Here is a 26,495-nt window from a genome sequence, read left to right as displayed (position 1 = left end):
ATGATTGATTATCCGCCGCCTTCCTCGTGGCTCTCCGCGTTTACGCCGGCCCTATGGCCGCGCCTTCCAGCAGCGCATCCACCACCGCCCGGGCCATTTCCACGGAGCGGACCATGGAGCCGATCAGGCCGCGCTCAATACCACTGGCGTCAGTGATTTCATCGGAGATTTCTTCTGCTCCAATCAGCAGCAGTGAAACATGCCGCAACGCTTCTTCGGCAGTGATACCGGGGCGGACGGCAAACAGCGGGTGATTTTCTCCGTCGAGGCAGCCGAAAGTCTTCAGGCCGGTGGAGGGCAGGCTTTCCAGCAAGGGACGCTTACTGTCGCGCACCACTTGCAGCAAGGCCTCGTTGGTTTCCTTGAGGATCGCGGTGATGCGCTGGCGGGTGTAATTGATGGATGGATCGGGAACTAGCTTTTTCATGGTCGTTATCCATTGAGATACCAACGTTGAAATCACTTCCGGACTTCCACATCCGACCACTGATAAGCAGTGGTGAACGAAGATTAGACGCGAGGAATTCAAGGGCGCAAGCCGCTCAGGGATGATTACGATTTTCTAGGAAATGGCCTGCAAATGACAGCGTAAAAATCTGATAGGTCATTCCTGGTTATGCCCAGCGTTGGTACGGGTTTCAACAGCAGGGGCACTAATCGTTGTGGCGGTCCTCAAACGCGTCTACATCACCCGTGATCGAAGATTGCAACTGGCGCATCTTTCCCTATGATGCGCCGGTTGCCCGCTAATCGACATCCTGGCGTCGTCAGTAAAGCGTCGCTATCATTTTAAAGCTCGCCTATTTTTATTAGTAAAAATTTCATATTTTCTCCATAAAAGGGATAAAGGATCATGTTAGTGCCATCTGCAGTGCTACCCCCGGCTACGCTAACGAAATAGCGGTTTACATAGTTTCTGATATAGACAAAGCCGTCGCCGGCGTCTTCAATATCCCAATTAGACATCGTGCTTGGGTCATTCGCAGCAATTAAGTTGGTGTTGTTCTCACGCTTGTCCTTTGTGAGAAGTAGAGAGCTGTCCTTTCTGTTTCTGAATGTGTAAAGTTCGAGGCCGCCGATACTTCTAATTTCCCATATGGATTCGGGTTCGTTATTGTTTTGATACAGTCTGACATTATGCTCTCCGTTTTCATTCGCTGTCGGGGACATATTGATAATTTTGGCTATGGCTAAAGCTGTGTAGATCTGATAAACACCTGCCGGGATCTTTGTACCCAGACCAGAGGCATTATCGGGTGCCTGTTCAGGGGCTTTACCCTCATCAGGGGTGGTTTTATCTTGCATGATGACTCTCCTTGGTATAACGCGTAGCATGGGGGTGGTGCTTTTTTTGTGAGCACTCTGTCCGAAGGGAAGCACGTAGACTCAAATGCCAGGGAAAACACACTCCTGAGGGGCCGTTACTGAATATTTTGAGCAGGCTTTGCAAACCGGTCTACTGTCAGAAATGACAGGTTTATAGATGGTTTTCGAATAGTGAGTAGCACCTGAAAATATAAAGCGGCGTTTAATTGATTTGTGAATTCTGGGGGTGTGGATACTTAAATGTGGCGAGCGGGCTTGTCGGAACGCCGCACCGCCGCTCTCGGCTGCGTAGCAGTCGTAAAACCAGAGTCCCGGTTATGCCTGATATACCGCGATTGCAGGTTTTGGGGGCGCTTCGCACCCCAGCGCGGGCAAGCCCGCTCGCCACAAGACCGCGTTCAGCGGCCTCATATTTCGAATGGCATACAGCATCACTGTAATTTAAAGGTTCCCTATTTTGACCAGTTTGAATTTCTGATTGGCCGATCCTTTATAAGGCCCAGCGAGAATCCTGGTGTTATCCGCCGTGTTAGAATCCTCCACATCCAACACATCGCCGCTCGCTTTGCTCTCGATATAGACCACATTGGTGCCCGCGCTCTTGAAAACCCAATGATAGGCCCGTGATTGCGAGGATGTATCATATGAAGCATATACACCAGAGTCACCGATCACTTTGAGCATTAGCTGACTCAATTTCCCATTGTTAATGATGTGTGCGTCGTGGGCGCTAATGTAAGAGATTTTCCATGTGGATTCAGGCTCGTTGTTGTCATGGAATAGCTTGACGTTGTGGTCGTCTATAATGCCTCCACTCAGAGACATGTCAATAATATGGGCGTTGGTTAAAGATGTGTAAATTTTATAGACGCCGTCTGGAATTCTTATAGCCGCGCCAGGGGCGTCCTTGGGTGTTTTTTTAGGAGGTGTAGTATCACGAGGGGTCGCTTCGTTTTTCATGAAAACTCTCCTTATAGGTTGCATAGTGCACATGGAGTGTTCACGTGATGAACACAACTTTCGAAGTGGCACGTAACAACCCGGAGCGCTGGATTCCATGACCCAGGCCCCTTTCATATCCGCCTCTGCATGCCAGTAATCGTCAGTTACTGAATAGATTGAGCACGCTTTGCAAGCCGGTCTACTGTCAGAACTGACAGGTTTATAGACAGTTTCCTGATAGGGAATAGCGCCTCAACGCATAAAGGGTCTCTTTAAGAGGAGGCGGGAATATCAGCCCTTCACATGATCAATATCCAACTTGTAGAACGTCACCATCCCGCCCTCGCTGGTATAGCCGGTATTGTCCTGCACATAGACCCCGGCCTTGAAGTACAGCGGCTTTTCGCGCCAGGTGGTGCTGATCTGTGTGTACCAGGAAGCATCGGCGGCCTGCACGCTCAGGTAGCCGCCACGGCTCAGGTGAATCACATAAGTGAAGGCTTTATCCAGCGGCACATTGTCGGCGATCTCGATCACCCGGCTTTCCTTGTCGTCGGGGTGATTGCGGATCTTCACCACGATGATCCCGCTCTTGCGGCTGTCCTTGTACTGGTACTCGACCTTGAGCATCGGCTGGGTGCTGTTGTACGCATGGATCTGGCCGATGACGATCTTGCCCGACGACGGCACCTGGTTCACCGCCAGGGTTGCGCGCAGGTAGTTGTTGGACTCGCTGTACAACCAGTTGCGCAGCCGGCCATCGGGCCAGGTCTCGCGCAATTCGCTGCGTGGGTAGATGGCGTTCTCGGTCTTGGAACCGGTGACCGGCGACCAGAAGAACAAGGTGCCGCTGTCGGCGTGAAAGTACTGGTCCTTGAAGCCCTGTACCAGCTTGGGCGTATCGATCGTCGCCGGCGGGGTGCCGACGGGAACACTGAGGTTCCAGGTGGTCAGGTCGATCATGTCTGTTCCTTCCTTGTAAGCCGTTTACCCGCGGACCGCGATTCAGCCTGGGAAAATTCAGACAAACCGCTTGGGTCCGCGCTTTCGGCGTCCTTTATAACGGCTGAAGGATAGTTTGTTAAGACCGAGCCGGCGAACGGTTGACGTCAAGCAACCGACGAATGTGATGTCTAGGGCGCGGCATAGAATGAACGCGTTGGGCTTTTATTAAGAAGCGATATAAACACCTGTTATTTATGACAGTTGTTTTTCAAACGGCGAATTAACAGGATAAGGATCCAGTAGCTGACAAACAAAAGGGTTTCACTATGGACGAAGAGGAAGCACAGAACGAGCCTGAATACCTGAAGTACTTCAAGCGCAAACAAAAAATCAACCTGCGCGGCAGGCTGCACGGAGGGCCGGTAGAGTCCGAGCGCGGCGAGCTGTGCGGTATCGACTGGACGCACCGAACACTGACCTATCACGGGGAGTTTGGTCTATACAATACGGTGCGTTTTGATGAGATATACGAAATTGAACCAATTGCGCACTACAGGACCTCATAACACTGACCGGCCGTGTTGATGGCCGTTACCGTCGTACGACGCGGGCTTGCAGGCCTTGGGCGTTTTCCGAGCCGCGTCCAGGGGGTGATGAATGACCGTTAGTCGGGAGAGTGTGGCAGTGGCTGGATGATGGCCTATTGCTCACTACGCTTTGCACAATCCCGGTCTAGAGTAGTCGTTAGGTTTAGCCCGGTTTCTTTGATTTCCGGTGGAGTCCCCCGAACAAGAGAAGCAGCATGGATTGCGTGCAACAGATACCCGGTGATGGTAGTTCCGTCCTTCTGGTCGTTGATGATTACCCTGAAAATCTGATCAGCATGCGTGCCTTGCTGGAACGTCAGGATTGGCAGGTGGTAACTGCCGCCTCGGGCATTGAGGCGCTGACGTTGCTGCTCGAGCATGAGATTGACCTGGTGTTGCTGGATGTACAGATGCCCGGGATGGACGGTTTTGAAGTGGCCCGCCTGATGCGCGGCAGCCAGCGGACGCGCCTGACCCCGATTATTTTCCTCACCGCCAACGAGCAATCCCAGGACGCCGTGATCAAGGGTTATGCCAGTGGCGCGGTGGATTACCTGTTCAAGCCGTTCAACCCCGATATCCTCCGGCCCAAGGTCCAGGCGTTGCTGGAACAACAGCGCAACCGCCGTGCCTTGCAGAGCCTGAGCCGCGACCTGGAAGCCGCCCGGGCGTTCAACGCCTCGGTGCTGGAGAATGCCGCCGAAGGCATTCTGGTGGTCAACGAAGACGGCACGATCCGTTTCGCCAACCCGGCGATTTCGCGCTTGCTCAATCTGTCGCTGGACGCCCTGGCCGGCCAGCCGTTCCTGGACTTCCTGCAAAACCCGCACTTTCCCGACTGGCAGACGTCGTTGCTGTACGAGGAGTACCGCAAGGGCGAAACCTATCGCCTGCACGATGCGTACTTGCGCACCAGCCAGGACCAGATGCTGCCGGTGGCCTTGTCCTGCGCGCCGTTGTCCGCCGACCAGAAGGCCATGGTGGTGACGGTGCTGGACATGTCGGTGGTGCGGCACTTGCACCAGCAACTGGAGTTCCAGGCGGTCACCGATCCGCTGACGGGCCTGCTCAATCGCCGTGGGTTCTACCAGACGGCGGAAAACACCCTGCGCCGCAGCGACAGCGCGGAAAAGTCCCTGGTGCTGATGTACCTGGATCTCGACGGCTTCAAACGGGTCAACGATTCCCTGGGGCACGAAGCCGGCGACCGGGTGCTGCGCTGGGTCTCGGAACAGTTGAAGTCCTGCCTCAATCCCTTCGATATTCTTGCGCGTATGGGCGGTGATGAGTTCACCACCCTGCTCAATCTGGAGCACCCGGAGCAGGCGGCGAAAATCGCCGAGCGGTTGATCGAACGGGTTTCCATTCGCCAGCAAATCGACGGCATGGAAATGACGCTCGGGGTCAGTATCGGCATTGCCACCTACCCCGATTGCGGGGCCAACCTCGATGGCCTGTTGCGGGCGGCGGACATCGCCATGTATGAGGCCAAGCGCGCCGGCCGCCAGCAGTATCGCTACTACGACCACGAGATGAACGGCCGCGCCCGCTCGCGCCTGATGCTGGAGGAAAGTGTCCGCTCGGCGATCGAGGGCAAGGAATTCAAGATGGTCTACCAGCCCCAGGTGTCCCTGGAGGATGGGCGCCTGCGCGGGTTCGAGGCGTTGCTGCGTTGGCACCATCCGAGTGTCGGCGATGTGCCGCCGGGGTTGTTCCTGCCGTTGCTGGAAGAAGTGCGCTTGATCAGCCGGCTGGGCAGTTGGATCTATCGCCAGGCGGCCACCCAGCGGCATGCCTGGAGTGGCGTGTTTGCCGAGGACCTGGTGCTGAGCGTCAGCCTGAGCGCCACGCAGTTCTGCATGCCGAACCTGGCGGACGAGTTGCAGGAGGTGCTGGAGCGCCATGACCTGCGGGCGCATCAGTTGGAAGTCGAGGTGACGGAGGCGGCGCTGATGCAGGACTACGAGGCTTCGCGCAAGCAACTGCGGCGGATTCGCGCCCAGGGTGTGCGCGTGGCCCTGGACGATTTCGGCTCGGGACACTGTTCGCTGAACCACCTGCGCGACCTCGAGTTGGACACGCTCAAGCTCGACCGGCAGCTGATTGCCAAGATCCTCGACTCACCACGGGATGCGGCCCTGGCCCGGACCGTGATCGACCTGTGCAAGGAATTTGGCTTGCTGGTGATCGCCGAGGGTGTGGAAACCGTGGAGCAATGGCAGTGGCTCAAGGCCAATGGTTGCCCGATGGTCCAGGGCTTCCTGGTGGCCCGGCCGCTGACGGCCAGGGACGCCACCGGCTTCGGCCCGACGTTTGACTGGAGCGCGTTGTCCGCCTGAATTCGCTACACTGGCTTCTTTTTCGGTGTACGTAAGGCCTGTCATGACTGTGCTGAAATACCTTCAGGCTTATCCCACGTCCTTGCAGGAACAGGTCCGCCAGATGATCGCCCGGGATGCCTTGGGCGATTACCTGAGCCAGCGTTATCCGGAGCGGCATGCGGTGCAGAGCGACAAGGCGCTGTACAGCTATGCCCTGGCGTTGAAGCAGGAACATCTGCGCAATGCGCCGGCCATCGACAAGGTGCTCTTCGATAACCGCCTGGACCTGACCCACCGCGCCCTCGGCCTGCACACCGCGATCTCCCGGGTCCAGGGTGGCAAGCTCAAGGCCAAGAAGGAAATCCGCATCGCCTCGCTGTTCAAGGAGGCGGCGCCGCAGTTTCTGAAGATGATCGTGGTGCACGAGTTGGCGCACCTCAAGGAATCCGATCACAACAAGGCCTTCTACCAGCTGTGCGAATACATGCAGCCCGGTTATCACCAGCTGGAGTTCGACCTGCGGGTGTACCTGACCTGGCGCGATCTGCCGGGCAAATCCGCAACCCCGTAGGCGCCAGGTGTGCGCTTGAGTCGAAGCATTGGAAGGTCAACCTTAAGGACTACCGGATGGACGTCAGCAAGACCAAGAGCAGTTTCTACCGCCGTCTGTATGTGGCCTGGCTGATTGATCGCGAGATTGCCAGCAGCGTGCCGGCCCTGACCGAAGTCACCGGCATGCCACGGCGCACGGCGCAGGATACGATCCTGGCCCTGGCGGACCTGGACATTGTTTGTGAGTTTGAGCAGGAAGACGGCGCGCGCAATCACGCCGGGCAATACCGGATTCGCAGTTGGGGGGCGATCGACAAGAGCTGGATTGGTCGACATGTGCAGCAGATCAAGGATGTGCTGGGGTATCCCTGAAGTGTTGTGGTGTCTGTGCTGGCCTCTTCGCGGGCAAGCCCTGCTCCTACAGTTATGTGTCGAACACACCTTTTGTGTACGGCCTAACTTTGTAGGAGCAGGGCTTGCCCGCGAAGAGGCCCTGGAGAACACCCAAAAACCTCAGCTTTTGCGCATGCCGATATGCGGGATATCGTCCTCCAGATATACCTCGCCCACCACCTCGAACCCATAGCGCCCGTAATAAGCCTGCAAGTGCGCCTGGGCCGACAGATAGATCGGCACCTCCGGCCAAAGCTTCCCGGCCTGCTTCAACGCCTCGCTCATCAACGCGTGCCCCAGCCCCTGGCCGCGGGCCTCGGGGGCGATCACCACTCGCCCGATCACCACGTCACCCCCCTGGGATTCCGGGTCGAGCAGACGCAGGTAAGCCACCAGTCGATCATCGCGCCAGCCCATCAGATGGCAGGTGTCGCCCTCCAGATCGCGCCCGTCGACTTCCTGGTAGGGACATTTTTGCTCGACCACGAAGACTTCGGTCCGCAGTTGCAGGATGCTGTACAACTGTTCCTTGCTCAGGTCGCCGTGATGTTTGCAGAGCCAGTCGGTGGTCATTCTCGCCTCGGGATTCAATCAGTCGCTATCGATACTAGGCGGGTTGTCGACGGTCGCCAATCGCGGATTTTCTTTGTCCGTCAGGGTTGGGGCTGGAAGGTTCTTTGCAAGGGATTCTGAACCGGTGTTCCGGTACGATGGCGGCTAGTGGCTACCATTCATTTTGCGTGGCGCCGTCATCTTTGTGTAATCTGCTGAGCCGTGCTTTTGCTCTGGCTCGGATGAGCTAATGTTAGGACCAGGGATGTGGCCGGTTGCTTCGAGACGGCCTCCTCGGGCTTCGGCTAACTCTGCTGGGCTATGTGCCCGCTAAGGATCTTTAGCATGCCGCGATTGCATCGAGCTTTTGTTTTGCTTGGATTGCTGCTGCTTTCACAGGGTGCCAGCGCGGATAAATTGCGTTTGGTGGCCGATGGCTGGCCGCCGTTTACCGATGCGACATTGGTCAACGGCGGCCTGGCCACCGATATCGTCAGCACGGCGCTGGCACGGGCCGGCTATGCCAGTGACTTCGAGCAGGTGCCCTGGGCGCGGGCGCTCAAGGGCGTGGGCGAAGGGCGCTATGACGTGCTGATCAATGCCTGGTACAGCGACGAACGCACCTTGCTGGGGCAGTTCTCGGCCGAGTACCTGGTCAACCGTGTGCTGTTTCTCAAGCGCAAGGAGTCGGCCATCGAGTTCGACAACCTGGGCCAGTTGCATGACCTGCCGATTGCGGTGGTGCGTGACTATGCCTATAGCGCCGATTTCGACGGCGACACGCAGTTGCAGAAAATCCCGGTGCACAACTTTGCCATGGCCGTGCGCATGCTCGCGGCCGACCGCGTGAAGCTGACCCTGGAAGACGAGTATGTGGCGCGCTACTACCTCAAGAGCGAGGCGCCCCGGGTGCGCAACGCCGTGGAGTTCCTGCCCAAGCCGCTGAGCGAGAACAGCCTGCATATCCTGGTGAGCCTGAAGAATCCGCAGCATGAGCAGATTGTCGCCGGCTTCGACCGCGAGATCGCGGCGATGAAGGCCGACGGCAGCTATGAGCGCCTGCTCAAGCTGCATGGGATGTAACGACCCTCGCGAAACCCTGTGGGAGCCGGCTTGCTGGCGATGGCGGCCGCAAGGGCGATGCAAGGCTCAAGGGCCTGTTCGCGGCGGTGCGGCGACCCGACAAGCCCTGCTCCTGCGGGTTTTGTCGTACGCGAAATCTGTGTCCGGTGCGGTCTGTAGGAGCCTGGCTTGCCAGCGAAGCTTTTGGCGGTCTTGAAGGCCTCATCGCCAGCAAGCCGGCTCCTACAGGGGGGAGCGTGGCGTTTTCAGGATTCTGCGTTTTCTTCCGGATCCTTGATCAGGTGCGCCGCCAAAGTACGCAACGGTCCTAGCTGGCGGCAGATCAACGCCAGTTGGGTCTGCACCAGCCGCTGGATCTCGTCGATCTCGTCCGGCATCTGTTCCAGCTCATTGGCCAGGGCTTCCTCGGCATCGCTCTGAATGGCGATGGGCGTCTTGTTCGCCAGGCCCACCGCGACTTCTTCGATACTCGCCGCCAGCGTCGCACCGACACCCTCGAGCAGATGATCGCGCACCGCTTCCGGCAGTTGGTTATCGCGGTGCGCACCCAGCCCCGAGAGGTAGCTGAGCAAGGTGTGCGAGAGCACCAGGAAGCGGAACCCCACGTCGGCTTCCTTACGGAAGTGCCCCGGCTCCATCAGCATGTTCGCCAGGGTGGTCGACAGCGCCGCATCGGCGTTGTGGGCGTTGCGTCGGGCCAGTCGGTAGGCGAGGTCGTCGCTCTTGCCCTGGGCGTACTGGCGCATGATCTGGCGCAGGTACAGGCTGTTGCAGCTCAGGGTGTTGGCCAGCACCTTGTTCAGGCGCCGACCCTGCCAGTCCGGCAGGAACAGGAACACCGCGAGGCCGGCGATCAGCGCACCGAGCAGGGTGTCCAGCAGGCGCGGCAGGAACAGGCCGTAGCCGTCGCCCACCTGGTTGAAGCAGAACAGCACCGTCAGGGTCATGGCGGCGGTCGCCAGGGTGTAGCGGGTGGTGCGGTTGATAAAGAACACCACCCCGGCGGCGATGGTGAACAAGGCCTGGATCAGCGGGCTCGGGAACAGGTCGAACAGCGCCCAGGCGGCGGTCAGGCCGATGGCCGTGCCGAGGATCCGCTGGCCCAGTTTGCGCCGGGTGGCGCCATAGCTCGGCTGGCAGACGAACAGCGTGGTGAGGATGATCCAGTAGCCCTGGGACGGGTGCACCAGGTGCACCATGCCGTAGCCGATGCTTAGCGCCAGCGGCAGGCGCAGGGCGTGGCGGAACAGCAACGAGGTCGGGGTCAGTTGGGTGCGCAGGCGCGTCCAGACATCCTTGAAGTTGCGCGGCGAACGGTCCAGCAGGCTGCTGTCGGTGGCGTCGGCGAGGCTGTCGGGGTTGCTCGCGTCGCTCAGCAGGCGGTCGAGGGTGCCGAGGTTGGCGGCCAGGGCCCGCAGCGAACGCAGCAAACCGCGCCAGGCCGGGTTGCTCTGGATGCGCAGGTGTTCCAGGGAGGCGTGCAGGTCTCCCAGGGCTTCGGCGAAGCTGGCGTTGTAGACGAACGGCTGGCGCAGCTGGATCGACACCGCCAGGGCCTGGCAGGCCTTGCCTTGCTCGCGCAGCAGGCGCTGGCAGCGGAACAGCACGTCGCTGTGGAAGAACGCGTCGGCCAGGGCGTTGTACGGGTAGTGCGAGGAACTGGCGCGCTCGTGGATATCCTGGGCGAGGAAGTAGAGCTTCAGGTAGCGACTGACCTTCGAGCCCGGCCGGCCGTTGCCGACCCGGTGCAGGATGATTTCCTTGGCGCTGTTCAGTGCCGCCACCACCTTGCCGTTCTGCTGGGCCAGCTCCAGGCGCCGGGCTTCGACGTCGAGTTGGCGGATCGGTTCGAACAGCGAGGACTTGAGCTTGAGGTAGTAACCCAGTTCGCGGAACAGCCGGGCCAGGCTCTGTTGCACCGGCTGGTTGGAGAACATCGCCTGCCAGAGCACCGAGAGCACGCCGTACCAGGCCGCGCCGGTCACCAGCAGCATCGGTTCGTGCCAGAGGTTGGCGACTTCGCCGCCGCGCTGGTCGACGCCGATCATGGTGTAGACCGAGAGGATCAGGGTTGCCGAGGCAATCGCGCCATAACGTTCGCCCAGGGCGCCGAGCATGGTCAGGGCAAAGGCGGCCAGGGCCATGGCGCAGACGAACACCAGCGGATAGGGGAACAGCAGCTCGACCGAGAAGGCCGCGACACTGAAGCACACCAGGGTCACCGCCAGGGCATTGAGGCGGCCTTGCCAACTGTCGTCGGTCTCGGCCAGGGCGCAGGCGATGACCCCGAGGAACAACGGGATCAGGAGCTTCATCTCGTTCTGGAACCAGCACAGGGTCATGATGCCGGTCAGGGCGATAAATACCCGAACGCTATAGCTGAATTTGTCCAGGGCCCAGAGACGGCGCAGGGACTGGTTGAACGAGGTGGATGCCATGAAGGTGAGAGAGCCTGCCAAGCGGTTGATCTGAATGATGGGTAGACGGGCGGCATTGCAATGGCGCCACATCGTCTACAGCAAAATTTGTTCCGTGATCAGCGATTGTCCCAAGGATCAGGCGAATTGCGCCGCCGCGTACCCCGAGGCCCAGGCCCACTGGAAGTTGAAGCCGCCCAGGTGGCCGCTGACATCCAGGACTTCCCCGATGAAATACAGCCCCGGGCTTTTCAGCGATTCCATGGTTTTCGACGACACTTCCCGGGTATCGACGCCGCCCAGGGTCACTTCGGCGGTGCGATAACCCTCGGTGCCGGCCGGCACCAGGCGCCAGTCGCCGAGTTTCTGCGCGACGTCGGCCAACTCCGCCGGGGTGTACTGTTTCATCGGCTTGGAGACGAACCAGTGGTCGGCCAGCAGGTTGGCCATCTTTTTGGTGAACAGTTCGCCCAGCAGGGTTTTCAGTTCGCTGTTGGGGCGTTCGGCCTGTTGCTGTTGCAGCCAGTCCAGCGCGTCGTGGTCCGGCAGCAGGTTGATGTGCAGCGTATCGCCGGGGTTCCAGAACGAGGAAATCTGCAGGATCGCCGGGCCGCTGAGGCCCCGGTGGGTGAACAGGATATTTTCCCGGAAGCTCTGCTCGTTGCAGCTCACCAGGCAATCCACCGAAGTCCCGGAGAGCTCGGTGCAGAGCGCCTTGAGTTGATCGGTAATGGTAAACGGCACCAGCCCGGCGCGGGTCGGTAACACCTGGTGACCGAACTGCCTGGCCACCTGATAACCGAAGCCGCTGGCGCCCAGGGTCGGGATCGACAGGCCGCCGGTGGCGATCACCAGCGACTGACAGGTGATCTGGCCGAGGGTGGTTTGCAGCAGGTAGCCGCTTTCCAGTTTTTCGATGTGCTGGATCGCGGTGTCCAGGTGCAGGCTGACGCCGGCCTGGTCGCACTCGTCGAGGAGCATGCCGAGGATGTCGCTGGACTTGTTGTCGCAGAACAGCTGGCCGAGTTTTTTCTCGTGATAGGGCACGCCGTGCTTGGCCACCATCGCGATGAAATCCCACTGGGTATAGCGGGCCAGGGCCGACTTGCAGAAATGCGGGTTCTGCGAGAGAAAGTTGCCGGGTTCACTGTACATATTGGTGAAATTGCAGCGGCCGCCGCCGGACATCAGGATTTTCTTGCCGGCCTTGTTGGCGTGGTCGATCAGCATCACCTGGCGCCCACGGGCGGCGGCGGTAAAGGCGCACATCAAGCCGGCAGCACCGGCGCCGATGATCACAACTTCAGTAACGGGCACAACGATGTCCTTCTTCAGAGAATCCGCACGCGCAGCGAACGGCCCTTGATCTTGCCGTCGTTCAGGCGCTGCAAGGCCTGCTTGGCGACGCCGCGTTCCACCGCCACATAGGCCTGGAAGTCGAAAATCGCGATCTTGCCGACCTGGGCACCGGGAATCCCGGCGTCGCCGGTCAATGCTCCGAGGATGTCGCCCGGACGGACCTTGTCCTTGCGCCCGCCACTGATGCACAGGGTGCTCATGGCCGGCAGCAGCGGGCTGCCACCCTGGGACTTGAGGTTGTCGAGCTGGTCCCAGCTCAACGGCGACTTCTGCACTTCCTCGATGGCCCGCGCGCGCAGGCTTTCGGATGGCGCCACCAGGCTGATCGCCAGGCCGGTCTCGCCCGCCCGGCCGGTACGGCCGACACGGTGGATATGCATCTCCGAATCACGGGCCAGCTCGACGTTGATCACCATGTCCAGGGCATCGATATCCAGGCCGCGGGCCGCCACATCGGTGGCCACCAGCACGGAGATGCTGCGGTTGGCGAACATCGCCAGGACCTGGTCGCGGTCGCGCTGTTCCAGGTCGCCGTGCAGGGCGACGGCGGACACGCCCTTGGCGGTCAGGTGGTCGACGGTTTCCTGGACCTGTTGCTTGGTGAAGCAGAACGCCACGCAGGACTCAGGCCGGAAATGGTTGAGCACCTTGACCACTGCTTCCATGCGCTCTTCCGGGGAGATCTCATAGAAGCGCTGCTCGATCTGGCTGTCGGCGTGCATCGCCTCGGCCTTGACCTGCTGCGGATTGCGCATGAACTTGGAAGCCAACTGCTTGATGCTCACCGGGTAGGTGGCGGAGAACAGCAGGGTTTGCCGACGTTCCGGGAGCTGGGCGATGATTTCCTCGATGGCGTCGTAGAAACCCATGTCGAGCATGCGGTCGGCTTCGTCGAGGACCAGGGTGTTGAGGCCGTGCAGGACCAGCGAACCTTTGCGCAGGTGCTGCTGGATGCGTCCCGGGGTGCCGACGATGATATGGGTGCCGTGTTCCAGGGAGGCGATCTGCGGGCCGAGGGACACACCGCCGCAGAGGGTCAGCACCTTGATGTTGTCTTCGGCGCGGGCCAGGCGACGGATTTCCTTGGCGACCTGGTCGGCCAGCTCGCGGGTAGGGCAGATCACCAGCGCCTGGCAGCCGAAGAAGCGCGGATTGATCGGGTTCAGCAGGCCGATGCCGAAGGCGGCGGTCTTGCCGCTGCCGGTCTTGGCCTGGGCGATCAGGTCCATGCCCTTGAGGATCACCGGCAAGCTTTGCGCCTGGATCGGCGTCATCTGGGCATAACCGAGGGAGTCGAGGTTAGCCAGCATGGCGGCGGACAGTGGCAAAGAGTTAAACGCGGTGGCGATGGTGGTCACGGGACTGGCCTGCAAAACAAAATGTCGCGCAGTGTATCAGTCCCGGCTGGCGGCGCCGCAAATTCTGGACGAAAAGTAGCCAAATACTGGCAGTACTGTCTTTTCAGGCGCGAGCTTTGAACTGTAGGAGCCGGCTTGCTGGCGATTCAGGCGACGTGGTCTATCAGACACACCGGGTCATCGTTCATCGCCAGCAAGCCGGCTCCTACAGGTGGCGCACCTAGTGCTCGATATGCTGCTCCTGAACCACCCTGGCCCGCCGCCCGTCCTGGGGTGAAAGCTGCAGGAAAATCGTCGCCGCCAGCATTGCCAGGATGCCAACGGTGAGGAAGGTCAGCTGGAACGCACCGAGCACCGTCTCCACCCCATCGTTGCCGACCGCGGCGGTAAAGCCGCCGAGCAGGGCGCCGGCACAGGCCACCCCGAGGCTCAGGGACAACTGCGCCACCACCGAGAGCAGGCTGTTGCCGCTGCTGGCGGATTTGTCGTCGAGGTCGATCAGGGTCACGGTGTTCATCGCCGTGAACTGCAGCGAGTTGATCGCCCCGGCAATCGCCAGCATGCACAGCAGCAAGGGATAAGGCGTGTGCTCGGTGACCAGGCCCATGACCGCGAGCATGATGCCCAGGGCCAGGGTGTTGCCGGTGAGCACGATGCGATAACCCAGGCGCTCGATCAGCGGCCGGGCAATCGACTTGGCGAACATTGCCGCCGCCGCCAGGGGCAGCATGCTCATCCCGGCCTGGGACGGCGAGTAACCCAGGGCCACTTGCAGCAGCAGCGGCACCAGGAACGGCAGGGCGCCGCTGCCCAGGCGGGCGAACAGATTGCCGAGGATGCCCACGGCAAAGGTCCGGGTCTTGAACAGCGACGGGGCGAACAACGGATTATCGATATGCCCGGCCCGCAGCCAGTACGCCGCCAGGCAGGCGAGACCGGCGAACAGCAGCAACATCACCCGCAGGTGCGGCAGTTGCAGCTCGCCCAGGCCCTCCATGGCGATGGTGATCAGCAGCATCGCCGCGCCGAACAGCAGGAAACCGATGCCGTCGAAGCGCGTGCGCTCGCTGCCGCGCAGGTCCGGGATGAACTTCCACACCGCGTAGCAGCCGAGCAGGCCCACCGGCAGGTTGATCAAAAAAATCCAGTGCCAGGTCAGGTATTGCACCATCCAGCCGCCCATGGTCGGGCCGATCAACGGGCCGAGCAGGCCGGGGATGGTGATGAAGCCCATGATCCGCACCAGCTCCGAGCGCGGGTAGGCCCGCAGCACCACCAGCCTTCCCACCGGCAGCATCAGGGAGCCGCCGAGGCCCTGGATGATCCGCGCGCCGACCAGCATGTTCAGCGAGCTCGACAGGGCGCAGAGCAGGGAGCCGATGCTGAACAACAGGATCGCGCCGAAGAAAATGTGCTTGGTGCCGAAGCGGTCGGAGAGCCAGCCCGAGGCCGGGATCAGCAGGGCCACGGTGAGCATGTAGGCGATCACCACGCCCTGCATGCGCAGGGGGTTTTCCGCCAGGTCGAGGGCCATGGCCGGGAGTGCGGTGTTGAGGATGGTCCCGTCGAGGGACTGCATGAAGAAGGCAATGGCCACCACCCACGGTAGCCAGCGAGCGGTCGTTGCATCGAGAGGGGCACGGTCGGGCATGGGCGGCTCTTTTTGTTAGCTGGCTACGTAGTTGCAGTATGCCTGATCGGTCAGGAACGGTGTAGGCGCATGCTCGTTGCCGGAGATCCTGAACACACCCGCCACCTGTGCAGGAGCCGGCTTGCTGGCGATTCAGGCAACGCGGTTTATCAGACACACCGCGTCATCGTTCATCGCCAGCAAGCCGGCTCCTACAGGGCGTGGTGCTATCCGGGGGGGAGCAGAAAACCCAGCAAGGCCTGATGCACCGCATTGGCGGACTGGCGTGATTCCAGGTCGAGCAGGTGACCGGTGTCCTCGGCGACGGCAAAGCTGCAGCGGGGGATGTACTCCTGAAACACCCGCGCACCATCGGCCGGGGTGTAGATGTCCTTGGCGCCGTTGATGAAGTGCACCGGGCTCTGGATCGCGGACAACGCCCGCAGGTAGTTGCCGTCGCCCAGTTGCAGGACCTGGTCGATATGAAAGCGCGCCTGGCGGTACTCGGTGCTGGGCATCGACGACAGATGCTGGTGGTTGGTGGCCTTGAGGCGTGGCGGCAGGAAGTGGCCGACGGTGTCGTTGAGCAGGTGGCCGATGGCGGATTTGTCGTCCACCGCGATCAACTCGTGGACCCGCTGCACGTAGGCCAGCATCGGTGGGTTCAGGTCGGGCGCCAGGGCCATCACCACCGAGCTTTCGATGGTCGGCGGGTGTCGGGTGAGGGCCAGCAGGGTGGAAATGCCGCCCCAGGAGGCGGACACCAGATGATTGACCTCGAAGCGCTGCACCAGGGCCAGAAGGATTTCCACCTCATCGTCCTTGGTCACCAACCCCGGATCGGGATTGCAGGGTTGCGAGCGCCCGGCGAAGGGCAGGTCGAACAGCACCACGTTGAAGTGTTCGGCCAGGCACTTGCTGGTGCGGGTGAAGGAACTGGTGGTGGCCAGGGCGCCGTTGACCAGCAGGACCGTCTTGCGTCGCGGATCGTCGCCGATGCGCTCGACATGGATGTTGAAGTGCCGGTAGAGGTTATTGAGGACAAAGCTTCCATGATTCATATCAAGCTCCAGCAAAGCACTTTCGGGGAGAGAAAGAGGTGCGGCATTGAGTGAGGAAATCGCGGGTCGAGCCTGGTTTTTCTGGATGTTGCCGTACGAGGGTGGCGTTATGAGGGTGTGAAAAAAGCAGAGGGGATGTATAGCGCGCCAGGCGGTGTCGGGGCAACTGGCTGAACGGATAGGTATGCGGGTGTTTCGGTCAGCAGGATCGATACGATCCTGTGGATGCGATGGATGCGATGCGATGGACGCCGTGGACCTTGTAGGAGCCGGCTTGCTGGCGATTCAGGCGACGCGGTGCATCAGGTACGCCGCGTTATCGTTCATCGCCAGCAAGCCGGCTCCTCCAGGGGGGCGCGAGAGCGGACTCCGGGTTACAGGGTCAAGGTCAACTTGCTGATCAGCGCCCCCGGCAGCAGGTTCGACGCGGTCTGCCGCTGATCGTAAGTGCTGGCCGACAGCAGCAGCTCGCGTTCCTGGGTCAGGGCTTCCAGCTGGCTGCCCAGCAGGCTGTAGACACTGTCATCGAAACGCATGGTGCTGACCGGCGCCTGGATCTCGCCGTTCTCCACCCAGAAGGTGGCGAAGCGGGTCATGCCGGTCATCCGCGCCGCCGGTTGGTCCGAGTAGTTCAGGTACCACAGGTTGCTGATGTACAAGCCGGTGCCCAGTTGCTTGAGGATATCGGCCTGGGCCAGCTGCCCGGCACGCATCTGCAAGGCCCCGGGATACTCGCCGCCGCTGGCGCCGTTGGTGGTCAAACCATATTCGGCGGCACTGCGCGAGTTGATCAATTGTTGATCAGCCGCACCCGCGGCCACCAACGACACATCGCCACGCGGATACCCTTCGTTGGAAAACGCCGGGCTCAACGAACCACTGATCTGCTCGCTGAGCCAGACGCTGGGACTGAAGCTGGCTTCGCCGGCGTAGAGCTTCTGCAAGGGGCTGTGCTTGCTGCCGATGGCCTGGGCCGAGAAACCGCCCCAACTGAGCATGCCCATGACTTCTTCCAGCGCCGCCGGAGCCAGGTAGGCGCGATAGGCGCCCGGCGCCAGGGTGCGCAACGGTCGGCCGAGAAACTCGAGCTGTTCACGGGCCTGCTGGAAGCGCCGGGCGAAGCCGTCGCTGTTCCAGTCATGGCCGGCGTAGCTGGCTTTCACCGCCTGGCCGTTTTCGTGGAACAGGCTCCAGTCGAAGTTGAAACTATTGGCCTGGTGCCAGCCGAAGGCCCCGTCGGAACTGGCAAAACCCCGGCTGATGGGGCCGGCGGCGTAGAACCCGACCAGGTCCAGGCCGACCGAGGCCTGGCTGATTTCTTCCAGTACCCGAGCCGTGTCCGGCAACGCATGGCTCTGCACGTTCTGGCTTTGCCAGGCGTTGTGGTTGAGCAGCAGGTACGGGTCCGCCGGTAACAGCGGAAGGATTTCGCGCAGTTGTTGCAGGCCGTCCGCCAGGCGCTGACGGTCCGCTGCCCGTTCACCGGAGAGGGTGATCTGCAAGTCGGCATGGCGCCCGTCGTCGATCAGCTTGAAGCTCAAGCTGGCCTGTTGCACCTGCCCGGCCTGGCGCACCCGACCGTGATTGAAGCGGATAAAGTCCGACGCTTCGGCGGCATAACCCAGGGTAAAGCGTTCCGTGGCGTGCAGTTGTTCCTGCAAACCGTCGACCAGGGCGCGGAAGTGTTCGGCCTGACTCAGTGAAGTACTCATCAGGCATCCCCTCCAAACACATCGACATTGCTGAAGACACAGGCGGGCGAGGCGTGCCCGACCCGGATCACCTGGTTCGGTTCGCCCTTGCCGCAATTCGGCGTACCCAGTACCTGGAAGGTCTCGGTGTTGCCGACGGCGCTGAGATTGCGCCAGAACTGTGCGGAAATCGCCCGGTAGTTGGGATTTTTCACCACGCCCTTGAACTCGCCGTTCTCGATCAACTGGCCCCATTCGCAACCGAACTGGAATTTGTTGCGGGCGTCGTCGATGGACCAGGAACGGTTGGTGGACATCAGGATGCCTTTCTCGATACCGCCCACCAGCTGTGCGAAGGACTGGTCGCCGGGTTCGATATTGAGGTTGGCCATGCGGTCGATGGGTGCGCGGTTCCAGCTGCAGGCGCGGCTGTTGGCGACGCCGTCGAGGCCGGAGCGGAACTGCGACAGCGCGCCGCCGAGTGGACGCAGCAGGCGACCTTCGCGAATCAGGAATTCCTTGTGGGCCGGGGTGCCGTCGTCGTCATGGCCGTAGCTGGCCAGTTGTTGCGCGATGGTCGGGTCGAAGGTCACGTTGAGCAGGGGCGAGCCATATTGCAGGCTGCCGAAGTCGCTGGCCTTGACGAAGCTGGTGCCGGCGTAATTGCGTTCGTCGCCGAGGATGCGGTCCAGCTCCAGCGGGTGGCCGATGGATTCGTGGATCTGCAGGATCATCTGGTCCGGGGTCAGCAGCAGGTCGCGCGAGCCTTGTGGGGTGTTGGGCGCCAGCAGCAATTGCAGGGCCTGGTCGGCGATCCGCGTACCGGCGCCGATCAGCCCGGAACGGCCGATGACATCGGCGCCGCCTTGCTGGCCGAAGTTTTCCCGGCCGAGGGTGCGGGTCTGGCTGTCCGCGCCGTCGTAGGCGGTGACGCTCAGGCCCGGGTAGACGAAGCGCAGGGCCTGGCGCAGTTCGGCGCCGGCGTTGTTGAGGTAGATCTGCTCGACCTGGGTCAGGCCGAGGCTGACCTCCCAGTTGACCAGCCGCTCGTCCTTGGGCACGGCGGCGGACTCGGCGCCGAGCAAGGCGTAGCAGTCGCTCAGGGAGGGGAAGGGCTGGTCGAGCTGGGGCGAGCGGTAATCGGCGCGGTCGCTGGACACGGCCTGCTGGCGCAGGTCGAGCAGGGCGTGGGGCGCCATCAACCGGGCGTAGTTTTCGGCACGTTCGAGGGCGCTTTGCAGGCCAGCCTGGGACAGGTCGTTGGTCGCGGCATAGGCTTCGACGCCGTTGACCCGCACGGTCAGCATCGCGCCTTCGTCGAGGCGCAGGCTCGGGGGTTCCGCCACGTTCTTGCGTACCGACAGGTATTGACCGGATTCGCGCACGTAACGCAGCGAGAAGAATTCAGCGCCCGTGCGCAAGCCGGCGAAACGCTGCTTGAGCTGGGGGTGGAAGTCGAACATGGGGAACCTCCCTGGAGATGGCGGTGGCCGTGGGGGACGCCTTATGGGCGGCCCCAAGTACCAGTCTGTCAGGGAAAAGGCGATTTTGCGAACGGCGCAAACCTGTAGGCGCCGGCTTGCTGGCGATTCAGACGACGCGGTGTCTCAGGGAGACCGCGTTATCGTTCATCGCCAGCAAGCCGGCTCCTACAAGGACCTACGCTGTTCCCTTTGGAGGGATTACTGCGCGGTACGGCTCACTTCACGCAACGGCTTGCCACGCACTGGCGCCTCACCGGCCACGTAGTAGTCGGCCTTGCTGCGCGGCAGCGGCTGGCGGCCACGGATCTTGTCGGCGATTTTCTCGGCGATCATGATCGTCGGCGCATTCAGGTTGCCGGTGGTGATGATCGGCATGATCGACGCATCGACCACCCGCAGGCCCTGCATGCCATGCACGCGACCCTGGCCGTCGACCACTGCCATCTCATCGGTGCCCATCTTGCACGAGCAGGACGGGTGGAACGCGGTCTCGGCGTGCTCGCGGACAAACTGGTCCAGTTGCTCGTCGGTCTGCACCTCGATGCCCGGGCTGATTTCACGCCCACGGTAAATATCCAAAGCCGGCTGCTGCATGATTTCCCGGGTCAGGCGGATGCCGTCGCGGAATTCCTGCCAGTCCTGCTCGGTGGCCATGTAGTTGAACAGGATGCTCGGGTGCTGGCGCGGGTCCTTGGACTTGGCCTGCACACGACCGCGGCTCGGCGAACGCATGGAGCCCATGTGCGCCTGGAAGCCGTGTTCTTTCACGCCGTTGCTGCCGTTGTAGTTAATCGCCACCGGCAGGAAGTGGTACTGGATATTCGGCCACTCGAATTCCGGGCGGGTACGGATGAAGCCGCCGGCTTCGAACTGGTTGCTGGCGCCGATGCCGGTGCCGTTGAGCAGCCACTCGGCGCCGATGGCCGGTTGGTTCCACCACAGCAGCGACGGGTACAGCGAGACCGGCTGGGTGCAGGCGTATTGCAGGTACAGCTCCAGGTGGTCCTGGAGGTTTTCACCGACACCCGGCAGGTCGTGGACCACCGGGATATCCAGGCTTTGCAGGAGCTTGGCCGGGCCGACGCCGGAGCGCTGGAGAATCTGCGGCGAGGCGATGGCGCCGCTGCACAGCAGGACTTCCTTGCGCGCACGGACTTCGACCGGCTCTTCGGCCGAACCCAGCAGGTAACGTACGCCGACCGCACGCTTGTCTTCGAACAGAATCTTGTCGGTCAGGGCGTGGGTGACGATGGTCAGGGTCGAGCGCTGCTTGGCGGTATCCAGGTAACCACGGGCGGTGCTGGCGCGACGGCCCTTGGGCGTCACGGTGCGGTCCATCGGACCGAAACCTTCCTGCTGGTAGCCGTTGAGGTCGACGGTACGCGGATAACCGGCCTGCACGCCGGCTTCGACCATGGCGTGGAACAGCGGGTTGTTGCCGGCCTTGGGCGTGGTCACGCTGACCGGGCCTTCGCCACCGTGGTAGTCGTTGGCGCCGATGTCACGGGTTTCGGCCTTGCGGAAATATGGCAGGCAGTCGAGGTAGGCCCAGTCTTCCAGGCCGGGCAGCTTGGCCCAGCCGTCGTAGTCCAGGGCGTTGCCACGGATGTAGCACATGCCGTTGATCAGCGAGGAGCCGCCGAGGCCCTTGCCGCGACCGCACTCCATCCGGCGACCGTCCATATGCGGTTCCGGGTCGGTTTCGTAGGCCCAGTTGTAGCGCCGGCCTTGCAGCGGGAAGGCCAGGGCGGCGGGCATCTGGGTGCGGAAGTCGAAGCGGTAGTCGGGACCGCCGGCTTCGAGCAGCAGCACGGTGACGCCGGCGTCTTCGGTCAGGCGGGTGGCCAGGGTGTTACCGGCGGAGCCGGCACCGATGATGATGTAATCGAATTCTTGGGACATGAAATGCAGCCCTCGTTGAGGTGGGTCGGGCGGGGCGTCTTGGGGCGAGTGCCTTGCACTCGATCGCCAGCAAGCCGGCTCCTACAGGTTTGCGTCGTACACCAGTCAGGTGAACGCCCCAACCTTGTAGGAGCCGGGCTTGCCCGCGAAGACGGCCTCACGGGCAATACAAGGCTCGGGGCTTAGAACACCGAAGCGTATTCGCCCAACTCGACCTGTACCGATTTGATCCGGGTGAAGTTGTTCAGCGAGCTGATGCCGTTTTCACGGCCGACACCCGACTGCTTGTAGCCGCCGACCGGCATCTTGGCGTCGGACTCGCCCCAGGCGTTGATCCAGCAGATACCGGCTTCCAGTTGATGAATCACGCGGTGGGCGCGGTTCAGGTCGCGGGTCACCACACCGGCGGCCAGGCCGAAGTCGGTGTCGTTGGCGCGGCGGATCACTTCTTCTTCGGTTTCGTAGCTGAGGATGCTCATCACCGGGCCGAAGATTTCTTCGCGGACGATGGTCATGTCATCGCTGCAATCCGTGAACACGGTCGGTGCGACGAAGGCACCCTTGGCGAACTCACCGGCGGTCAGGCGTTCGCCACCGCACAGCAGGCGCGCACCTTCTTCCTTGCCCTTGGCGATATAGCCCAGCACGCTTTCCATATGGGCGAAGCTGACCAGCGGGCCGAAGTTGGTGTTCTCGTCTTCCGGGTTACCGACGCGGATCCGCGCCACACGCTCGACGATCTTGGCTTCGAAGGCAGCTTTCAGGTGGCTCGGCACGAACACGCGGGTACCGTTGGTGCAGACCTGGCCGGAGCTGTAGAAGTTGGCCATCATCGCGGTGTCGGCGGCGCGATCGAGGTCGGCGTCGTCGAAAATGATCAGCGGCGACTTGCCGCCCAGTTCCATGGTCACGTCCTTGAGCGACGAGCTGGAAGCGCTGGCCATGACTTTCTTGCCGGTGTCGGTGCCGCCGGTGAAGGAGACTTTCTCGATGCGCGGGTGCTCGGTCAGCCAGGTGCCGACTTCACGGCCGCTGCCGGTCAGGACGTTGAACACGCCGTCCGGTACGCCGGCCGCGGTGTAGATCTCGGCCAGTTTCAGGGTGGTCAGCGAAGTGACTTCACTGGGCTTGAAGATCATCGCGTTGCCGGCGGCCAGGGCCGGGGCGGATTTCCACAGGGCGATCTGGATCGGGTAGTTCCACGCGCCGATACCGGCGACCACGCCCAGCGGCTCGCGACGGGTGTAGACGAACGAAGTGGTGCGCAGCGGGATCTGCTCGCCTTCGATCGCCGGCACCAGGCCAGCGTAGTATTCCAGCACGTCGGCACCGGTGACGATGTCGACATAACGGGTTTCCGAGTAAGCCTTGCCGGTGTCCAGGGTTTCCAGGGCGGCCAATTCGTCGTTGCGCTCACGGAGGATGTCGACGGCGCGACGCAGGATGCGCGAACGCTCCATGGCGGTCATCGCGGCCCAGATTTTCTGGCCCTTCTCGGCACTGACCACGGCCCGCTCGACGTCGTCCTTGGTCGCGCGCTGCACTTTGGCGAGAACTTCACCGTTGGCCGGGTTGATGGCATCGAAAGTGGCATCGCCGCCGGCGTCGGAGTAACCGCCGTCGATGTAGAGTTTTTGCAGTTCGAAACGGGCCATAGTGTCCTCGCAAGTGCATAAGTGGTTGGCGTTGACCGCCGGGTGCGCCAGTAACGTTCTGGCAACACCGGTCGGCAGTCGTTCAGGGGCCGAGCGTTTCTCGGTGCTCTAGCGCTCCTGCTTAGCCAGTTGGAAATCCATGTATTCGTAAGCGATCCGTTGCGCCTGCGCGGTGTCGAAAGCGTCTCCCGACAACGCGCCGCGCAACCACAAACCGTCAATCAACGCTGCCAGTCCGCGTGCCGCACTGCGGGCTGCGGGCAGCGGCAGGACGCGGCGGAACTGGCAACACAGGTTCGAATACAGACGGTGATCGTTGATCCGCTGCAACCTGTGCAAAGACGGGTGGTGCATGCTGGTGGCCCAGAAGGCCAACCAGGTTTTCATTGCCGGGCCATTGACCTGGCTGGCGTCGAAGTTGCCTTCGATAATCACCTGCAGATGCGCCCGCGGGCTGCCATCTGTCAGCGCCAGGCGGCGCGCGGCGACATTCTCGGTGAGGACATTCATCAGGTACCGCATCGTGGCGGCGATCAGGCCATTCTTGTCCTGAAAATAGTGACTGATGATGCCATTCGAGACACCGGCCAAACGGGCGATCAGCGCAATGCTGGCGTCCCCCATCCCGACCTGATCGACCGCCGTCAAGGTGGCTTCGATCAATTGCTGGCGGCGTATGGGTTGCATACCGACCTTGGGCATCGTGCACCTCTCCTTAGGCCCGACGGCAGACGTAGAACGGCTACCGGCATGTGGGCCAGTCTATTTTGTTTTGATTGAACGTTCAATCAACAAAGAATAAGATCTGCGACAAATCGTCGCTGCCTAGGGATTTTTCCTACATGCAGCTGGCGGAAAAACGACCTCCGAAACAACGCCGAACCTGCGGGGCAGACACGCTGCGCAGGCGAAGACGGACGTTGCCAACAGGCACGAAAGGCACCCGCCAGCGCGATCATTTTTCGCGCAGGGTCCTTGCGCGCCGGTTTTGGCGCAATCCCCGCAGGCTCGGGGTTTTTTCGGGGTGTCTTTATATCACCCGCCGGTCGACTGCCCACTAACCGATCGGCCGGGTGCCGTGTTGCCTTGTGTCTTTCTCCCGCACTGCCTGGAGCCTCCGTGCAATGAGTTCTGCCTCTCTTATAAAGACCCCCGCCGAAAAGGTGCGGGTCAACGGTTGGGTGTTCTACACCTCGACCGCGTTGATTCTGTTGCTCACCGCTATCCTGATCATCGCCCCGCAAGAGGCCGGCAAACTGCTCGGCGTGGCCCAGGCCTGGCTGTCGCGCAGCTTTGGCTGGTACTACATGGTGGTGATCGCGTCCTACCTGGTGTTTGTCATCGGCCTGGCGTTTTCTTCCTACGGCAAGTTGAAACTGGGCACCAAGCAGGACACCCCGGATTTCAGCTACGGCGCCTGGGCCGGGATGCTGTTCTCCTCGGGGATCGGCATTTCTTTGCTGTACTTCGGCGCTTCCGAGCCGCTGGACCACTATTTCAACCCGCCGGAAGGCGTGGCCGGCAGCCATGCCGCCGCACGCCAGGCGTTGCAGCTGACCTTCCTGCACTGGGGCCTGCATGGCTGGGCGATTTATGCGCTGGTGGGTTTGGCCGTGGCGTACTTCGCCTATCGGCACAACCAGCCGCTGGCCTTGCGCTCGGCGTTGTACCCGCTGGTGGGCGAGCGCTGGGTCAAGGGCGCGGCCGGTCATGCGGTGGACGGCTTCGGCATGTTCGTTACGCTGCTGGGGCTGGTGACCAACCTTGGCATCGGTTCGATGCAGGTGTCCTCGGGGTTGGAAAGCCTGTTCGGCATGACCCACAGCAACACCAACCTGCTGATCGTGATCCTGGTGATGAGCACCGTGGCGACCATCGCCGCCGTGTCGGGCGTGGAGAACGGCATCCGCCGTCTGTCTAACCTGAATATCGTGCTGTTCAGCGGCCTGCTGATCTTCGTGCTGCTGTTCGGCCCGACCCTGCACCTGCTCAACGGCTTCGTGCAGAACATCGGCGACTACCTCAACGGTGTGGTGCTGAAGACTTTCGATCTCTATGTCTACGAGAACGACGCCGAGAAGTCCGACCGCTGGCTGGGCCTGTGGACCCTGTTCTACTGGGCCTGGTGGATTTCCTGGGCGCCATTCGTGGGCATGTTCATCGCGCGTATTTCCCGTGGCCGTACCGTACGTGAGCTGGTGGCCGGCGTACTGCTGATCCCGTTGGGCTTCACCCTGGCGTGGCTGTCGATCTTCGGCAACTCGGCCCTGGACCTGGTGATGAACCATGATGCGGTGGCGCTGGGCAAGACGGCGCTGGAACAGCCGTCCATGGCTATCTACCAACTGCTGGAACATTACCCGGCGTCGAAAATCGTCATCGGCGTGTCGATCTTTGTCGGCTTCGTGCTGTTCCTGACCCCGGCCGACTCCGGCGCGGTGATGATGGCCAACCTGTCGTGCAAGGGCGGCGAGGTGGATGAGGATGCGCCGCACTGGTTGCGGATCTTCTGGTCGGCGGTGATCACCCTGGTGACCATCGGTTTGCTGTTCGCCGGTAACTTCGAAGCGATGCAGACCATGGTGGTGCTGGCGGGCCTGCCGTTCTCCGTGGTGCTGGTGTTCTTCATGTTCGGTTTGTACAAGGCCATGGCCCAGGACGTGCGCATCGAAGAGGAACAGGCGGAACTGGCGGCCCGTGGTCGTCGCGGTTTCAGCGAGCGCTTGAGCACGCTGGACCTGCAACCGACCCAGGCGGTGGTGCAGCGCTATATGGACAAGCAGGTGACGCCGGCGCTGGCGGAGGCCGCGGCGCAACTGGGCAAGCTGGGTTTGAGCGTGCAGACGCAGTGGGGCAAGGCCAAGCACCTGATCGGTTTGCGGGTGGAGATGGAGGAGGGCAACCCCTTCGTCTACGAAGTGAGCCTGGACGGTTACCTGGCGGCGCCGAGCGAGTCGGCCCAGGTGGCGGGTGGTGAGTCTGAAGTACAGGCACGTTACTACCGCGCCGAGGTGTACTTGCACAACGGCAGTCAGGAATACGACTTGATGGGCTTTACTCAAGAGCAGATCACCCGTGATGTGCTCGAACAGTTCGAAAGCCATCGGCAGCTCCTTGGCCGGGTTTATAGCTGAGGGTTGAGCATCCGTTGCTCCTACAGGTTCGGCGTCAGCTCGCGGAAGGTGCTGCTTCCCGCTACCCCTAAAACAAAAACGCCGCGAGACTCTCGCGGCGTTT

21 protein-coding genes and 1 pseudogene are annotated in these 26,495 nt (G+C 61.6%); 7 read left to right on the top strand and 15 right to left on the bottom strand.

Annotated elements, in window-relative coordinates; translation table 11 throughout:
• Positions 1-40: 40 nt before the first annotated feature.
• The 4 genes from CWE01_RS21515 to CWE01_RS21500 all read right to left on the bottom strand — a co-directional run bounded on the left by CWE01_RS21515 (position 41) and on the right by CWE01_RS21500 (position 3,231).
• Positions 41-427 carry a DUF3077 domain-containing protein gene (locus tag CWE01_RS21515; RefSeq protein WP_100942559.1) on the bottom strand — a complete coding sequence of 129 codons (387 nt, stop codon included), beginning with the start codon at positions 425-427 and terminating at the stop codon, positions 41-43.
• Positions 428-789: 362 nt separating this feature from the next.
• Positions 790-1,305 carry an RICIN domain-containing protein gene (locus CWE01_RS21510; protein WP_100942558.1) on the bottom strand — a complete coding sequence of 172 codons (516 nt, stop codon included), beginning with the start codon at positions 1,303-1,305 and terminating at the stop codon, positions 790-792.
• 462 nt (positions 1,306-1,767) lie between these two features.
• Positions 1,768-2,286 carry an RICIN domain-containing protein gene (locus tag CWE01_RS21505; RefSeq protein WP_157815255.1) on the bottom strand — a complete coding sequence of 173 codons (519 nt, stop codon included), beginning with the start codon at positions 2,284-2,286 and terminating at the stop codon, positions 1,768-1,770.
• Positions 2,287-2,559: 273 nt separating this feature from the next.
• The gene (locus CWE01_RS21500; protein WP_100942556.1) at positions 2,560-3,231 is read right to left on the bottom strand and encodes a polysaccharide lyase family 7 protein; all 672 of its coding nucleotides are present in this window, start codon (positions 3,229-3,231) and stop codon (positions 2,560-2,562) included.
• Positions 3,232-3,539: 308 nt separating this feature from the next.
• Between CWE01_RS21500 and CWE01_RS21495 the strand changes: the two genes are divergently transcribed.
• The 4 genes from CWE01_RS21495 (at position 3,540) to CWE01_RS21480 (ending at position 7,045) form a co-directional block, all read left to right on the top strand.
• Positions 3,540-3,779, top strand: coding sequence for a hypothetical protein (locus CWE01_RS21495; RefSeq protein ID WP_100942555.1), 240 nt, complete (start codon positions 3,540-3,542; stop codon positions 3,777-3,779).
• Positions 3,780-4,015: 236 nt separating this feature from the next.
• Complete coding sequence (locus CWE01_RS21490) at positions 4,016-6,139, top strand: bifunctional diguanylate cyclase/phosphodiesterase (protein WP_100942554.1); 2,124 nt, start codon at positions 4,016-4,018, stop codon at positions 6,137-6,139.
• 43 nt (positions 6,140-6,182) lie between these two features.
• Entirely contained in the window at positions 6,183-6,692 is a 510-nt protein-coding gene (locus tag CWE01_RS21485) for a YgjP-like metallopeptidase domain-containing protein (RefSeq protein ID WP_100942553.1), read from the top strand.
• A 56-nt stretch (positions 6,693-6,748) separates the two neighbouring features.
• Positions 6,749-7,045 carry a helix-turn-helix domain-containing protein gene (locus CWE01_RS21480; protein WP_100942552.1) on the top strand — a complete coding sequence of 99 codons (297 nt, stop codon included), beginning with the start codon at positions 6,749-6,751 and terminating at the stop codon, positions 7,043-7,045.
• A 141-nt stretch (positions 7,046-7,186) separates the two neighbouring features.
• Here the strand turns inward: CWE01_RS21480 and CWE01_RS21475 are convergent, their stop codons facing one another.
• Entirely contained in the window at positions 7,187-7,639 is a 453-nt protein-coding gene (locus CWE01_RS21475) for a GNAT family N-acetyltransferase (protein ID WP_100942551.1), read from the bottom strand.
• A gap of 324 nt (positions 7,640-7,963) precedes the next feature.
• Here CWE01_RS21475 and CWE01_RS21470 point away from each other — a divergent pair, with 324 nt between their 5' ends.
• Positions 7,964-8,701 carry an ABC transporter substrate-binding protein gene (locus CWE01_RS21470; protein WP_100942550.1) on the top strand — a complete coding sequence of 246 codons (738 nt, stop codon included), beginning with the start codon at positions 7,964-7,966 and terminating at the stop codon, positions 8,699-8,701.
• Positions 8,702-8,946: 245 nt separating this feature from the next.
• On the opposite strand, the gene yccS is transcribed toward CWE01_RS21470, so the two are convergent.
• The 10 genes from yccS to betI all read right to left on the bottom strand — a co-directional run bounded on the left by yccS (position 8,947) and on the right by betI (position 23,960).
• Positions 8,947-11,139, bottom strand: coding sequence for a YccS family putative transporter (gene yccS / locus CWE01_RS21465; RefSeq protein ID WP_100942576.1), 2,193 nt, complete (start codon positions 11,137-11,139; stop codon positions 8,947-8,949).
• A gap of 117 nt (positions 11,140-11,256) precedes the next feature.
• Positions 11,257-12,435, bottom strand: a complete 1,179-nt coding sequence (locus CWE01_RS21460) for an NAD(P)/FAD-dependent oxidoreductase (protein ID WP_100942549.1) — start codon at positions 12,433-12,435, stop codon at positions 11,257-11,259.
• Between the two features lie 14 nt (positions 12,436-12,449).
• Positions 12,450-13,787 carry an ATP-dependent RNA helicase DbpA gene (gene dbpA / locus CWE01_RS21455; RefSeq protein WP_256145637.1) on the bottom strand — a complete coding sequence of 446 codons (1,338 nt, stop codon included), beginning with the start codon at positions 13,785-13,787 and terminating at the stop codon, positions 12,450-12,452.
• A gap of 268 nt (positions 13,788-14,055) precedes the next feature.
• The gene (gene mdtD / locus CWE01_RS21450) at positions 14,056-15,486 is read right to left on the bottom strand and encodes a multidrug transporter subunit MdtD (protein WP_100942547.1); all 1,431 of its coding nucleotides are present in this window, start codon (positions 15,484-15,486) and stop codon (positions 14,056-14,058) included.
• 206 nt (positions 15,487-15,692) lie between these two features.
• Positions 15,693-16,526 carry an alpha/beta fold hydrolase gene (locus CWE01_RS21445; RefSeq protein ID WP_100942546.1) on the bottom strand — a complete coding sequence of 278 codons (834 nt, stop codon included), beginning with the start codon at positions 16,524-16,526 and terminating at the stop codon, positions 15,693-15,695.
• 374 nt (positions 16,527-16,900) lie between these two features.
• Positions 16,901-18,238 (bottom strand): TldD/PmbA family protein, encoded by a 1,338-nt coding sequence (locus tag CWE01_RS21440; protein WP_100942545.1) that lies wholly within the window; start codon positions 18,236-18,238, stop codon positions 16,901-16,903.
• A complete protein-coding gene (locus tag CWE01_RS21435; RefSeq protein ID WP_100942544.1) occupies positions 18,238-19,680 on the bottom strand; it encodes a TldD/PmbA family protein in 1,443 nt (480 codons plus the stop codon). The genes CWE01_RS21440 and CWE01_RS21435 overlap by 1 nt, the downstream gene beginning before the upstream one ends.
• A gap of 219 nt (positions 19,681-19,899) precedes the next feature.
• A complete protein-coding gene (betA, locus tag CWE01_RS21430) occupies positions 19,900-21,603 on the bottom strand; it encodes a choline dehydrogenase (RefSeq protein ID WP_100942543.1) in 1,704 nt (567 codons plus the stop codon).
• Between the two features lie 182 nt (positions 21,604-21,785).
• Entirely contained in the window at positions 21,786-23,258 is a 1,473-nt protein-coding gene (gene betB / locus CWE01_RS21425) for a betaine-aldehyde dehydrogenase (protein WP_100942542.1), read from the bottom strand.
• Between the two features lie 108 nt (positions 23,259-23,366).
• Entirely contained in the window at positions 23,367-23,960 is a 594-nt protein-coding gene (gene betI, locus CWE01_RS21420; protein WP_100942541.1) for a transcriptional regulator BetI, read from the bottom strand.
• A gap of 479 nt (positions 23,961-24,439) precedes the next feature.
• Here betI and CWE01_RS21415 point away from each other — a divergent pair.
• Together CWE01_RS21415 and CWE01_RS33615 are read left to right on the top strand one after the other, a co-directional pair.
• Positions 24,440-25,985 (top strand): annotated as a pseudogene (locus CWE01_RS21415) (BCCT family transporter).
• The gene (locus CWE01_RS33615) at positions 25,982-26,392 is read left to right on the top strand and encodes a hypothetical protein (protein ID WP_177145713.1); all 411 of its coding nucleotides are present in this window, start codon (positions 25,982-25,984) and stop codon (positions 26,390-26,392) included. The pseudogene CWE01_RS21415 and the gene CWE01_RS33615 overlap by 4 nt, the downstream one beginning before the upstream one ends.
• Positions 26,393-26,495: the final 103 nt, after the last annotated feature.

It is taken from the genome of Pseudomonas sp. QS1027 (genome assembly GCF_002814235.1).
Taxonomy (GTDB): Bacteria; Pseudomonadota; Gammaproteobacteria; order Pseudomonadales; family Pseudomonadaceae; genus Aquipseudomonas.
The sequence above is the reverse complement of the archived record's forward strand: the minus strand, read 5'-3'. Positions and strand labels throughout refer to the sequence as shown.